Source organism: Caldicoprobacter sp. (genome assembly GCF_047459465.1).
Taxonomy (GTDB): domain Bacteria; phylum Bacillota; class Clostridia; order Caldicoprobacterales; family Caldicoprobacteraceae; genus Caldicoprobacter.
On record NZ_VSCO01000008.1, the window covers coordinates 1 to 13,883 of the forward strand.

General features: G+C 48.3%; 10 protein-coding genes, 1 pseudogene and 1 riboswitch. Of the genes and pseudogenes, 4 read left to right on the forward strand and 7 right to left on the reverse strand.

Translation table 11 applies throughout. From position 1 onward, the window contains the following. The first annotated feature begins 515 nt into the window (after positions 1 to 515). Positions 516 to 698: riboswitch (Lysine riboswitch) on the forward strand. Between the two features lie 226 nt (positions 699 to 924). The 4 genes and pseudogenes from FWJ59_RS01250 (at position 925) to FWJ59_RS01265 (ending at position 4,292) form a co-directional block, all read left to right on the forward strand. Next, a complete protein-coding gene (locus FWJ59_RS01250) occupies positions 925 to 1,944 on the forward strand; it encodes an aspartate-semialdehyde dehydrogenase (RefSeq protein ID WP_414480172.1) in 1,020 nt (339 codons plus the stop codon). A gap of 45 nt (positions 1,945 to 1,989) precedes the next feature. Next, positions 1,990 to 2,877 (forward strand): 4-hydroxy-tetrahydrodipicolinate synthase, encoded by an 888-nt coding sequence (gene dapA / locus FWJ59_RS01255; protein ID WP_414480173.1) that lies wholly within the window; start codon positions 1,990 to 1,992, stop codon positions 2,875 to 2,877. Between the two features lie 188 nt (positions 2,878 to 3,065). Then, a pseudogene (gene dapB / locus FWJ59_RS01260) lies at positions 3,066 to 3,827 on the forward strand (4-hydroxy-tetrahydrodipicolinate reductase); the annotation flags it as partial. After that, on the forward strand, positions 3,816 to 4,292 hold the full coding sequence (locus FWJ59_RS01265) for an ACT domain-containing protein (protein WP_414480191.1): 477 nt from the start codon (positions 3,816 to 3,818) through the stop codon (positions 4,290 to 4,292). The pseudogene dapB and the gene FWJ59_RS01265, both read left to right, overlap by 12 nt. A 58-nt stretch (positions 4,293 to 4,350) precedes the next feature. On the opposite strand, the gene FWJ59_RS01270 is transcribed toward FWJ59_RS01265, so the two are convergent. The 7 genes from FWJ59_RS01270 to purF all read right to left on the reverse strand — a co-directional run bounded on the left by FWJ59_RS01270 (position 4,351) and on the right by purF (position 13,879). Next, positions 4,351 to 6,627 (reverse strand): glycoside hydrolase family 3 C-terminal domain-containing protein, encoded by a 2,277-nt coding sequence (locus tag FWJ59_RS01270; protein WP_414480174.1) that lies wholly within the window; start codon positions 6,625 to 6,627, stop codon positions 4,351 to 4,353. A gap of 177 nt (positions 6,628 to 6,804) precedes the next feature. After that, positions 6,805 to 7,335 (reverse strand): cob(I)yrinic acid a,c-diamide adenosyltransferase, encoded by a 531-nt coding sequence (locus FWJ59_RS01275; protein ID WP_414480175.1) that lies wholly within the window; start codon positions 7,333 to 7,335, stop codon positions 6,805 to 6,807. A gap of 128 nt (positions 7,336 to 7,463) precedes the next feature. Continuing rightward, the gene (purD, locus tag FWJ59_RS01280) at positions 7,464 to 8,723 is read right to left on the reverse strand and encodes a phosphoribosylamine--glycine ligase (RefSeq protein WP_414480176.1); all 1,260 of its coding nucleotides are present in this window, start codon (positions 8,721 to 8,723) and stop codon (positions 7,464 to 7,466) included. Positions 8,724 to 8,885: 162 nt separating this feature from the next. Beyond that, positions 8,886 to 10,433, reverse strand: coding sequence for a bifunctional phosphoribosylaminoimidazolecarboxamide formyltransferase/IMP cyclohydrolase (purH, locus tag FWJ59_RS01285; RefSeq protein ID WP_414480177.1), 1,548 nt, complete (start codon positions 10,431 to 10,433; stop codon positions 8,886 to 8,888). A 149-nt stretch (positions 10,434 to 10,582) separates the two neighbouring features. Continuing rightward, positions 10,583 to 11,203, reverse strand: coding sequence for a phosphoribosylglycinamide formyltransferase (gene purN, locus FWJ59_RS01290; protein ID WP_414480192.1), 621 nt, complete (start codon positions 11,201 to 11,203; stop codon positions 10,583 to 10,585). After that, complete coding sequence (purM, locus tag FWJ59_RS01295; RefSeq protein WP_414480178.1) at positions 11,203 to 12,231, reverse strand: phosphoribosylformylglycinamidine cyclo-ligase; 1,029 nt, start codon at positions 12,229 to 12,231, stop codon at positions 11,203 to 11,205. The genes purN and purM overlap by 1 nt, the downstream gene beginning before the upstream one ends. 253 nt (positions 12,232 to 12,484) lie before the next feature. Continuing rightward, positions 12,485 to 13,879, reverse strand: coding sequence for an amidophosphoribosyltransferase (purF, locus tag FWJ59_RS01300; protein ID WP_414480193.1), 1,395 nt, complete (start codon positions 13,877 to 13,879; stop codon positions 12,485 to 12,487). Positions 13,880 to 13,883 lie beyond the last annotated feature (4 nt).

A 13,883-nucleotide genomic window follows, 5' to 3' on the forward strand; every position in this document is an offset into this window, starting at 1 on the left:
AAACCTTAGTCTCTTCTCCTACCTGGTTTTCTACACCCCTACCAAATATGATCTTAGTGGGGCTTAAAAATGTAAAGTTTTCCATAATAATCTTCCTCCTATTCCCAATTTTAGTTAATTAAATATGTGAAACATTATACGCCTATTGATGTGAACATTTAATGAGAAATTTGGCACTCAAGTTATGCCCATTTTCATGGATCACTAAACGTCCTCACATTTTTAAATTTATCCTAGCATACATGTATGGAAAAATCAAGAAGTATGGGAAAGCATTTTGTAAATTCTAGCAACCAAAATTGCAAAAACTTAAGCCACAACAAAATAGCAGTAGCTTTGCTACTGCTATCATTCCTTTTTATATTTTGTAGTGGAGCCTTGCCGAGCATTTTTGTTTGGGAGTGTTAACTTAATTTAACAATGAACCATCTTAACTCATCAGGTCTGAAAAACTCAAAAAACGTTTGACATCCATGGTCTTAAAATGATATGATTTAAAAAAACGAACATATGCGAAGCAGTTTAGAGGCGCACCTTTCAAGAGTAAGCAGCTGGAGAATACGGGGTTCGATTAAGGCTGCCCAAAGGGGAAGGTGCCGAAGGATGTGGTATGTCCCCGTCATCCACCTCCTGGGCCCTGGGTTAAGAGCCCTGGGACTGTCATCATTGGTAACCAATGATGGAGCGCTAACTGCTTTCGAATCGCAAGGGTTTTGCAGGGTTTAACTCATCTGCAAAAAGATTGTAATTGTGATACGAAAGCGGCTGGTCATCCATCAGCCGCTTTATTCGTGATTATCTATATAAGGCGGAATTTAATGAGGCACCATAACCTGTAACGACATATGATGGATAATGAGGTAAACTCTGCAAGATAAAAGGACAAAAATTATGCATCTCATAAAATGTGAGGAGGAGAAAGCCATGCAAAAGTACAACATAGCCATTGTCGGAGCAACCGGCATGGTAGGACGCAAGTTTTTAGAGGTCTTAGAGGAGAGGCAGTTCCCGATAGCCAACTGCTATCTGTTCGCATCGGCACGTTCGGCAGGAACAAAAATAAGGTTTATGGGAGAGGACCACGTAGTACAGCAGCTGACCGAGACCAGTTTTGACAGCAAAGGCATCGATATAGCGCTGTTTTCAGCCGGTGCAACCGTCAGCAAAAAGTTCGCACCAATAGCCGCGTCTAATGGTGCCGTGGTCATCGACAACAGCAGCGCCTGGAGGATGGAAGAGGGTGTACCGTTGGTGGTGCCTGAAGTCAACCCACAGGAAATACTCAAGCACAAAGGGATAATCGCCAACCCCAATTGTTCCACCATCCAGGCTGTGGTGGTGCTCAAGCCGCTGCACGACCGGTACAAAATAAAGAGGATCGTATATTCCACATATCAGGCAGTGTCGGGTGCGGGCATGGGAGGCTATATGGACCTGCAAAACGGGATACGCGGAGAAAAGACTCTGCAGAAGTTCCCACACCCCATATTTGCCAACTGCATCCCCCACATAGACGTATTCCTGGATAATGGCTATACTAAAGAAGAGATGAAGATGATCAATGAGACCAAAAAGATCTTGGGGGATTATAGCTTAAGGATCACCGCAACGACTGTACGCGTGCCGGTGTTCTATGGCCATAGCGAGTCCATAAATGTGGAGTTTGAAAAGGACTTTGATTTAAACGAGCTTAAGGAAGTCCTCGCAAATGCACCTGGCGTTGTAGTGCTCGATGACCCCCAGAATAACATCTATCCAATGCCCATTCACGCAGAAAACAAGGATGAAGTATTCGTGGGGCGCATAAGAAGGGATGAAAGCGTAAAAAGCGGCGTAAACTTATGGGTGGTAGCGGATAACATAAGAAAGGGTGCGGCTACCAACGCCGTACAAATAGCGCAAAAGCTTATCGAATACTGGGAAAGCGGTCAACTTGCCCGATAGAACTGCTGGCCAAATTAAATCAAAGATATCAGGGAGTGATCAATAATGAGCGTATTCACCGGGTCGTGCGTTGCCCTGGTTACCCCCTTTACAGATAACGGCATCAACTTTGAATCCTTGGCCAACCTCATAGAGTTTCAAATTAATGGAGGCACCGATGCCATACTGGTATGCGGTACCACCGGAGAGCCTCCTACCATGACCAGGGAGGAGAGGTATTCAGTCATAGGCTTTACCGTTGAAAAAGTGGCAAAGAGAGTTCCGGTCATAGCCGGAACGGGTGGCTACAACACCGCCGCTGTAATCGAGGACTCAAAGGAAGCCGAGCGATTGGGTGCCGATGCGCTGCTCATCGTAACCCCCTACTACAACAAGACCACGCAAAAGGGCCTCATACAGCACTATGCAGCCATAGCCGATGCCGTCCACATCCCCATCATAATCTACAACGTGCCCAGCAGAACGGGCCTCAACGTAGCTCCATCTACGTTAAAAGAGCTTTCCAGGATAGACAACATAGTGGGCATAAAGGAAGCCAGCGGCAATATAGCCCAGGTAACCGAAATGGCCAGGCTTTGCGGCGACAGGATAGATATATACTCTGGTGATGACAACATAGTGGTCCCCATACTGGCCTTGGGAGGAAAAGGTGTCATATCGGTAGTGGCCAACATCGCTCCACGAGATACCCATGAAATGGTGGCAAAATTCCTAAACGGAGATATTGAAGGAAGCAGAAAGCTTCAATTTAAGCTGAATCCTTTAATCGAAGCCCTGTTTTTGGAGGTCAACCCCATACCGGTAAAGACGGCTTTGAACCTCATGGGGATGAATGTCGGTAAGCTCAGACTGCCTCTTACCGATATGTCGGAGCAAAACTTAGAAATACTCAAAAAGAGAATGCTGGAATACGGCCTTAAGATACAACAATAGCTTTAAACTGGCAATTATGCAGCCAGAACCAAATCATTTACATGAAGTTCCAACGAACGTGCCAACGGTTTACTGTTTTATCGACTGCTGATTGGACTGTGTGTTTAACAATACGAAACGTCGAATATTTAAATATTAAAAAATCCCACCTAAAAAAATAACCTTGACTGAAGAAACGGAGTGAAAACATGCCGACGATAAGAATCATTATTCATGGTTGCAATGGGAAAATGGGCCAGACGGTTGCATCGGTTGCAGCCGCCCTTCCTGACATACAGGTAGTAGCCGGCGTAGATAAATTCCCCGAAATCAAACAAAATCCCTTCCCCACTTACGGCTCTTTAAGCCAATGCAATGAACAGGCCGATGTGATTGTAGATTTTTCCAATCCCGCCGCCCTTCCTGACCTGCTGGCCTTTGCAAAAGAGCGCAAAATAGCCCTAGTCATTGCAACCACCGGCTTTTCACAGGATGATATAAAGCTCATCGAGCAGGCTTCCCGTACAATTCCAATTTTCAGGTCGGCCAATATGTCTCTAGGAGTAAACGTCATGCTGGAACTGGTACAAAAGGCGGCAGCCGCCCTGGGCAACGAATTCGACATAGAGATCATCGAAAAGCACCACAACCAAAAAGTCGATGCGCCTAGCGGTACGGCGTATGTCCTGGCCGACGCTATAAACGAGGTACTGCTCAATTCAAAAGACTATATCTTTGGGAGGCACTCCAAAAATCAAAGGCGCTCAAAGTCGGAAATAGGCATACACGCTGTCAGGGGCGGCACCATACCGGGCCAGCATACGGTAGTGTTTGCAGGCAACGACGAAGTACTGGAGATTACTCACACCGCCTATTCCCGGCAGATATTCGCGCTGGGTGCACTACACGCTTGTAAATACATAACCAAGAAAGCTCCTGGCCTGTATGGGATGAAGGATATGCTAAACGAGCAGGCTGCAGTTACAAACATCTATTCCGACAATCAACAAGCTCTAATAACGATAAACAGCATACCCGATAGCACGACAGCCATTGCTCAAATACTGGAAAGCATAGCACAGCACAACATAAACATAGATCTAATCAGCCAAACTACACCGGTGAATGGGAAAGTCAACATATCCTTTACCCTTCCGCGCAAGGACCTTAAAAAGGCCATGGAGGCGATCAATGGCTTAAAGACCTTATTCCCCTCTATAAACCTAAACGCCTACGAGGATATAGTAAAGCTCTCGGTAGAAGGGTCAGGAATGGCACAACAGCCAGGCATAGCCTCTAAGGTGTTCAGCTTAATGGCTCAGCAAAATATAAGGATCATGGCCATAACCACTTCCGAAACCAAAATATCCTATATCATCCACCCATTGGATGAAAGGAAGGCTCTTGAAGCGCTTATGGAAGCGTTTGAGCTGTAAGGAAATTTTTAAAGGCCAATACTCCCTGCCTTGTGGTGGGAAGTATTGGCCTTTAACTTCATTGCTGGTTAAGCTTTTCATTTAGCTTCTGAATTAACCCATCCAGCATCTCCTCGGTAAATTTTCCTCCTCCAAAATTCACCAAAGCACGAAGCGGCGTGTATTTCATCATTGCCATTAACATCGCATCCTGATCTTGAGTCGCTGAAAACATGGGGCTACCTTGACCTGCTTTGGTTAAAAATTCTTTAAATACAGGAGCCAGCACTGGATCCAAAAGCAACTCCCCTACCAGCGTATTCCTATGCACCGGCTTCTTGACAGCAACTGTTGACCTTACGAATATCCTGTCTTTCAACACTATGTCCCTCGATGACTTGCCTATCATGATTTCAAATTCACCGCTCTCCACATGCCAGTCCTTTATATCAACGTTATAATACGCAAACGCTCTCTTATCAAGCTCAAACGTCACCACCTTCTCCTCACCGGGCTGAAGTTCCACCTTTTCGAATCCTTTAAGCTCCTTCTCCGGCCTTATAACAGAGCTCTCAACATCCCTCACATACAGTTGCACAACCTCTTTACCCGCTCTGTCGCCCGTATTCTTAACCTTCACGCTGACCGTCACCGTCTCGGTATCCAGTATCTCCTTCTTGCTTATATTAAGATCGCTGTACTCAAAGGTGGTGTAACTCAATCCATACCCAAAGGGGAACAGCGGCTCTATGCCCTTCTTGTCATAATACCTATACCCCACAAATATGCCTTCCCTGTATTCCACCCTGTCCCCTTCTCCAGGGAAGTTCAAATAAGAGGGATTGTCGCTCAGCTTCTTCGGGAATGTCTCGGCCAGCCTGCCGCTCGGATTGGCATCGCCAAACAATAGGTCTGCAATGGCTCCTCCCAGCGCCTGCCCTCCTAAGTAAGCCTCAAGCAAGCCCTTTACCTTATCAATCCAGGGCATCTCCACGGGAGAACCGTTGCTCAATACCACCACCACATTGGGCTGAACCTCCGCCACCCCTTCGATAAGGGCACAGTGGCTCTCAGGCATTCTCATATGCTGCCTGTCATAGCCTTCTGATTCGTAATGTTCAGGAAGCCCCGCAAATATAACGGCAACGTCGGCATTCATTGCCACCTGCTTTGCTTCTTCCAAAAGGCCTTCATCCACTTCATCCTTATCAAGTCTGTAACCTTTAGCGTATAATACGTTGACGCTATTCCCAGCTGATTTTTTAATCTCCTCGTATATATCGTCCAGCTTGGTGGGATTTACATGGGAACTTCCTCCTCCCTGATACCTGGGCTTCCTCGCAAACTCGCCTATTACCGCAATGGTACCCTGCCTCTTTAACGGGAGTATCTTGTCCTCGTTCTTGAGAAGCACCATGCATTCTCTTGCCACTTCCCTGGCCAATTGATGGTGTGCTTCTTTGTCATATGTAGCATTCTCTTTCCTGCCATCCACCGCTTTGAAGATCAGATTCAGTATCCTCTCAACCGCCCTGTCAAGAACTTCTTCCGAAAGTTTGCCTTCCTTTACCGCCTGCACTATCTGTTGATCTCTGATTCCAAAGCTTGAAGGCATCTCAAGGTCCAATCCTGCCTCCAAAGCCTTAACCTTCTCGTTGACAGCACCCCAGTCGGATACCACAACACCATCAAAACCCCATTCGTCCCTCAAGATATCGGTAAGCAAATACTTGTTTTCTGAGGCATATTCCCCATTTACCCTGTTATACGAACACATGACCGTCCAGGGCTTGCCCTTCTTTACGGCGCCTTCAAAGCTGGCCAGGTATATCTCCCTCAACGTCCTTTCATCTATTACGGCATCCACGCTCATCCTGCGGTGCTCCTGGTTGTTAGCAGCAAAGTGCTTAAGGGATGTTCCGACCCCCTGGCTCTGCACCCCTTTTATATGGCTTGCCGCCATCTCGGAAGACAGATATGGGTCCTCCGAAAAATATTCGAAGTTTCTGCCACACAGCGGCGAACGCTTAATATTAGCTCCCGGCCCAAGCAAAACCGACACGCCTTCGGCTTGGCATTCCTCACCTATGGCTGCACCCACTTTCTCAACAAGTTCTCGATTCCATGAGCTTGCCAAACCCACTGCTGTGGGGAAGCAGGTCGCCGGAACGCTGGTCTTAAGCTCAATATGCTCTGCGTTTTGTTTTCTGAGCCCATGGGGCCCATCGCTTACCATGATAGATGGAATCCCTAGGCGCTCAACGCCCTTTAGATGCCAAAGGTCTAACCCCGAGCACAAGCTCGCCTTTTCCTCTAAAGTCATCTGCGAAATGAGCTTTTTGATATCCCTTTCCATAAGATTCCCCCCTCAATTTTTCGTCTGATAAATTTTATATTTTTAAATATTCTTTTGAATACCAATTGAATTTAGAAACAAAAATATTTTCCTGACAACTCAAAACCCTATTAGCAATTTTAACTCATCTTGGCCGGGAAATATATTCTCACAACAATGATGTGACTTTGACAATCCCTAATACTCTATCCCCTTTCTTGCCGGTACACCTTTATCCATGTAATGTTTGACATTGCGCATTTCTGTTATAAGATCGGCTCTGTCAGCAATTTCAGGAGGGACATTACGCCCCGTCAATATAAGCTCCATTCCCTTAGGCTTATTATCTATAAGCCGGCAAACCTCATCAACGCTCACCAGCCTTCCGTGTATGGCAGCCATGATCTCGTCGAGTATCAGCACATCGCATGAGCCTTCTTTCAACAGCTGCTCAAGCTGCTTCATCTCCTGCCGTGTCTTCTCCTTAAGCTGTCTCTTTTCCTCATCGGTAAGCTGCCAGAAAAACTTCTTGGTCTCAGCAAAGCGCATGATTGTAAATTGAGGTTCAAGCCTCTTTACCGCTTCCAGTTCTCCCGACTCGATACCTTTGAGGAACTGCACCATCACCACTTTAAGGCCTCTACCCATTGCTCTCAAGCCTTGTCCCAGCGCAGCAGTGGTCTTGCCCTTGCCATCGCCGGTATAAACCTGAACATAGCCGATTTCCATAGATAACCCTCCACCAAACTATGCCATGACTGAGTAAAACCTAATTTCATTAAATCATTTTCTCAATCACAATTCAAGGCCAATGAATATAATCAATAAAAATGAAGGAGGCGGCACTTTACGCCGCCTCACTTCCTTCCTATATCCCTGCGATAATGCATATTTTCAAAATGTATCTTCCCCACGCTTTGATAGGCTTTCCGTACGGCCGTATCCAGGTCCTTTGCTATGGCCGTTATGCCCAAAACTCTGCCCCCACTCGTATAGTATTTGCCATCGACCTTTTTCGTACCCGCATGGAATACCATCATATCGGGATCTTTTAAGACTTCGTCTATACCCGAAATCTCGTAGCCCGTCCTATATGACTTTGGATAACCTCCTGATGCCAGCACCACACAGACGGCGGCATTGTCCTCCCACTCTACATTTATCTCATCAAGCCGTTCATCAATTACCGCTTCAAATATATCCACTATATCGGTCTTAAGGCGTGGCAGCACCACCTGGGTCTCGGGATCCCCAAACCTGGCGTTGTACTCGAGAACCTTGGGCCCCTGCGGGGTAAGCATCAATCCGAAATACAGCACTCCCTTAAAGGGCCTTCCCTCCTGTGCCATGGCCCTGATGGTGGGCCTTATTATGCCGTCTTCTACCTCGCTGGCTATATCGGGTGTATATACGCGACTGGGCGAGAAAGCCCCCATCCCTCCTGTATTGGGTCCCTGATCGCCGTCGTATGCCCTCTTGTGGTCCTGGGCGCTGACCATGGGTATGATGGTTTTACCATCGGTAAAGATAAGCACCGAAACCTCGGGGCCTGCCAAGTGCTCTTCAATGACTACCCGCAGGCCAGCCTCCCCAAAAACCTTATCCACCATCATTGACTTTAAAGCATCTCTCGCCTCATCAAAGTCTCTGGCAATTATAACGCCTTTGCCCAGGGCCAGTCCCTCGGCTTTAATGACAACGGGATATTGAACTTGCTCCACGTATTTAACAGCCTTATCGTAGCTCTCAAAAACCCTGTACTCAGCAGTAGGGATACCATATCTGCGCATCAGATGCTTGGCGAACACCTTGCTGCTCTCTATTATGGCAGCATCCCTGGTAGGGCCAAAGGCCTTGAGGCCTTCTGCCTGCAGAGCATCTACCATACCCATTGCCAGTGGGTCATCGGGCGCTACAACCGTCAAATCTATGCCGTTTTGTTTTGCAAAGCGCACCATGCCCACAACATCGGTGGCCGAGATGTTTACGCATTCGGCCAAATCGGATATGCCGCCATTGCCCGGAGCGCAGTAAATCTTGGACACCCTGGGGCTTTTGCTTATCTTCCACACCAGCGCATGCTCACGTCCCCCGCTGCCTACAACCAGCACCTTCATTCTGTTCACCTCATTTTATTATCATTCTTTCCAATTCCAAATTACCGCTTTACGCTACTTCCCTGGGCCAGTGCAGCTAGCATAACCGTACAGCATCGGTAATTTACTTAATGGATATAGAGTTTTTCTGATGAACAACGGTTCCCCATATAGGCATCACAATTAGTGTTTAAAATGCCTCATTCCGGTAAATATCATAGCAATCCCATATTTATTGCAGGCATCGATGGATTCTTGATCCCTGATAGATCCCCCTGGCTGTATTATGGCTGAAATGCCGGCCTTTGCTGCAGCCTCTACGCAATCGGGGAACGGGAAAAAGGCATCGGAAGCCAGAACGGCGCCCTTCACCTTTTCACCGCTTCTCTCTATGGACTGCTGCACCGCCCAGATGCGATTGACCTGGCCAGGTCCTATCCCCAGCGACTGCTTATTCTTGGCTATGGCAATGCCGTTGGACTTGGTGTGCTTTACCACCTTCCAGGCAAATATGAGGTCCTCCATCTCGGCAGCGGTGGGCTTTTTGTCTGTGACCACCTTAAGCTGCGACATGTCTGGCAGAAGCTCGGTATCCAATTCCTGCACCAGCAAACCGCCCAGCACCTTCCTAGTATCCCAGATTCCTTTATGGGGCCTCGCCGAAATGTCCTTAAGCTGCAGTATGCGAATGTTCTTCTTCCTCTTCAATATTTCCAAAGCCTCATCGGTATAGGAAGGGGCTATCACGATCTCAATGAATATCTTGTTTATCTCGGCGGCGGTTTGGGCATCTATCTCCCTGTTGGCAGCCACAATCCCGCCGAATATGGATACGGGATCGGCTTCGTACGCCTTCATGTAAGCCTCATATATGGTCGAAGCGCTAGCCACACCGCAGGGGTTAGCGTGCTTCACTGCAACCACGGTGGGTTCATCGAACTCCCGTAAAAGGTCCAAAGCCGCGTTGGCATCATTGATATTGTTATAGGAAAGCTCCTTGCCATGGAGCTGCTTAGCACCCGTTAGGCTGCCCGGTACCGGCAATACCTCCCTGTAAAAGGCCGCCTTCTGATGCGGGTTTTCACCGTAACGCAAATCCTGCAATTTTTCGTAAGTAAAGGTGAGCAGCTCGGGAAAACCGGCATCCTTAACCTGCCCTCTCAAATACTGTGCAATGAGCGCATCGTAATGGGCAGTATGCTCAAAGGCCTTTACCGCCAACTTAAATCTGGTCTCAAAAGACACCTCACCGCATCCGTGCAGCTCATCCAGCACTACTAGATAATCGTCCGGGTCCACGACTACCGTCACGTCTTGATGGTTCTTGGCAGCCGCCCTGAGCAAACTGGGGCCTCCGATATCTATGTTCTCTATAGCTTCCTCAAGCTCCACATGGCCTTTGAGTATGGTTTGCTTAAAAGGATACAGGTTAATTACCACGAAGTCTATGGGCTGAATCCCCAGATCATCAAGCTGCTTCATGTGCTGCTGGTTGCTTCTTACGGCAAGCACTCCGGCATGAATGGCAGGATGCAGCGTTTTGACCCTGCCGTCCAGGCACTCCGGAAAACCCGTGACATCGCTTACGCTTATCACGGGAACACCCGATTCAGCCAATATTTTAGCCGTTCCGCCGGTGGATACTATCTCCACTCCCATATTATTCAATGCCCTGGCAAATTCCACAATTCCGGTTTTATCCGACACGCTGATTATGGCACGTCTCTTCATATACTTCTCACCCCTTGCCTGTATTATCTTTCTCTAACCTGCCAAGCTACTTTCTGCTGCCAAGCAGTTTTCGTTTTATACTTTGACTCGCTTTATAAACAAAACTGGCCTTTCCCAATGGCCTTCTCGTCAATTCTCAAAGCATGCCGCTATCCCAAAATCCTTACCTTGCGTCCTTCCACAGCAAGTTTTCCTTCTACAAACAACCTGACGGCTTCGGGCAGGAGCTGGTGCTCCACCTCCAGCACCCTTGCAGCCAGGGAACGGACATCATCGTCTTCCTTTACCTCAACAGGGCGTTGAAGTATTATGGGGCCAGTATCGGTACCCTCATCCACAAAATGCACCGTCGCCCCCGTTATCTTTACGCCGTAATCTAAAACAGCACGGTGAACCTTCTCCCCATAAAACCCTTTGCCGCAAAACGCTGGGATAAGGGATGGATGTATGTTGATTATGCGATTGGGATAACTGCGCACAACTTCAGGGGATAGAATGCTCAAATACCCGGCCAGCACCACCAGATCCACGCCGTAAAACCTAAGCCGCTCCAAAATTGCCCTGTTAAAGGCCTCTTCATCCTCAAAGTCCTTCTTTAGTATGCATTCAGCCGGAATACCATGAGCCTTTGCTCTTTCAAGACCATAAGCCGATTTGCGGTTGGATATGACTACTGCTATTTTAGCATCGGGGATGTAGCCAGCATCAATGGCGTCCATCAGCGCCTGAAGGTTTGTGCCGCTTCCCGAAATCAGCACCCCTATGCGCATCACTGGATAAACACCACCCCGCCGTAGCCCTTTATAACCCTTCCGATGATATATGAAGGGTAACCGTCGCTTTTCAATTGGGCGATGATGCCATCCACATCTTGTGGGCTACACACCAATACCATGCCTATTCCCATGTTGAAGGTGTTGAACATATCCCTGTCTTCTATGTCGCCCCACCGCTTGATGAGCTCAAATATGGGCAGTACAGGCCAGCTGCCCAGCTGGATCTGGGCTACAAGGCCTTCCGGCAAAATTCGCGGTACATTCTCAATAAAGCCGCCACCGGTTATATGGGCAATTCCCTTTACCTTAAACCTTTTGAGCACGCCCAAAACGCCTTTTACGTATATACGAGTGGGCTTTAAAAGCTCCTCCCCCACCGTACAGCCAAGCGCATCATATTTCTCCTCAAGGCGGTATTTGTCGTGTAGTACCAATCTTCTGACCAGTGAATAGCCGTTGCTGTGTACACCTGACGAAGCCAAGCCAATGAGCACATCGCCCTCTTGTATGTTTGACCCGTCTATTATCTTTGATCGATCCACCATCCCTACCGCAAAGCCGGCGATATCGTATTCCTCATCCTTATAAAACCCCGGCATCTCGGCGGTCTCACCGCCTATGAGGGCACAGCCGGCCTGCATGCACCCGTCTGCAACTCCTTTTACTATCTGCGCTACCTTCTCTGGCTTCAACCTGCCGGTGGCTATATAGTCAAGAAAGAATAAGGGTTTGGCTCCCTGGCATACCACGTCATTAACGCACATGGCCACGCAGTCCTGCCCCACGGTATCGTGTTTATCCATTATGAAGGCAAGCTGTAGTTTTGTACCTACGCCATCGGCCCCTGCCACCAGTACGGGCTGTTTCATGTCCTTCAAATCCAGGGAATACAGGCCGCCAAATCCGCCTATGTCGCCTATGACGTTCCGGTCATAGGTCTTTTTTATGAACTCCTTCATGAGCCTGACGGCTGTATACCCGGCCTCAACATCAACCCCAGCATCCTTATAGGTATAGCCCATATGCTGTTACTCCTTTCACTAGTGCAGCCGTTTATATCAATTTTGTCTGCCCAAAAACAGATCATCCAACCTCCAACAGCTCAGATCCTTGCAACTTGAATCGAGGCTTTCACGGTTTTATTTACCCAAGTGCGGTATAGCCACATTTTAAACATCACGTTTAAAGCAATATTAGGTACCAGCAATATTAGGTACCACCCACAAAGTACGGTTTTCGCTTCCATCAGCTGAAAACCTCAAAAAGCCTTGGTTATCAGCATTCTGCTTCTATGGGATATTCTCCCGTAAAGCATCCCAGGCAGAGATCGCAGCTGCTGCCCTCCACCGTCTTGAGCAGCCCGTCAATGCTCAAGTACCCTAGCGAATCCGCACCTATTATACGGCATATCTCCTCAACGCCGTATTTAGCGCCAATCAAATGTTCCTTGGTGGGCGTATCGATGCCAAAATAGCAGGGAAAGCGCACCGGTGGTGAGCTTATGCGTATATGTACCTCTCTGGCACCGGCAAGCCTGAGCATCTCCACTATCTTCTTGCTGGTCGTCCCCCTCACTATGGAGTCATCTATCATGACTATACGCTTGCCCTTTATGATTTTTCTTAAGGCGTTGAGCTTGATCCTTACCCCTTGCTCGCGCATGACCTGGCTGGGCCTTATAAAAGTTCTGCCCACGTACCTGTTTTTGATAAGGCCTTCACCGAAGGGAATGCCCGAGCCTTCAGCATAGCCCAGGGCAGCGGTAGTCCCCGAATCGGGCACCCCTATTACTAGGTCGGCATCGACAGGATGCTCGACAGCCAGTATCTTGCCCGCTTCCTTCCTTGCTCCATACACGCTGATGCCATCGATGGTGCTGTCGGCCCTGGCAAAATATATGAATTCGAATACGCACAGCCCGGATTTTAAGGGTACGGGCATCTGTATGCTCTTCAAGCCATCCTGAGAAATTATAATTACCTCGCCAGGCTTTATATCCCTTATGAACTCAGCATCCACGGCATCAAAAGCGCACGATTCGGATGCCACCACATAGGAATGGCCGAGTCTCCCCAGAGCCAAAGGCCTCATCCCGTAAGGATCTCTGACTGCGATTAGCTTATCCTCGGTCATCAAGAGCAGGGCATATGATCCCTTTAGCTTGGACATGGTTTTCTGTATGGCCTTTTCCAGCCCTTCATCGATCTGCCTGGCAATGAGGTTGGCTATGACCTCGCTATCCACCGAGGTTTGAAAGACGGCTCCTGCCTCTTCCAGCTCGTTACGCAACACCTCGGCATTTACCAGGTTCCCATTATGGGCCAAGGCCAAAAATCCCTTTTTGTATTTGATGACCAAGGGCTGGGCGTTATACATGCTGGTATCCCCATAAGTGGGGTAACGCACGTGCCCTATGGCAATCTTACCGCCCTGCAGCGCATCCAACGTCTCCTCGTCAAACACCTCGGGCACTAGGCCTCTTGCCTTGTGATGGCGTATGGTTTGGCCGTCAGCCACCGCAATGCCGGCACTCTCTTGTCCCCGATGCTGAAGGGCATAAAGCCCGTAATAGGTTATTTCCTGGACAGCCAACCCATCTCTATCGAATATGCCAAAAATTCCGCATTCCTCGCCCAATTTGTCCTGCAACAAGACGTCTCTAGGATGCATTACC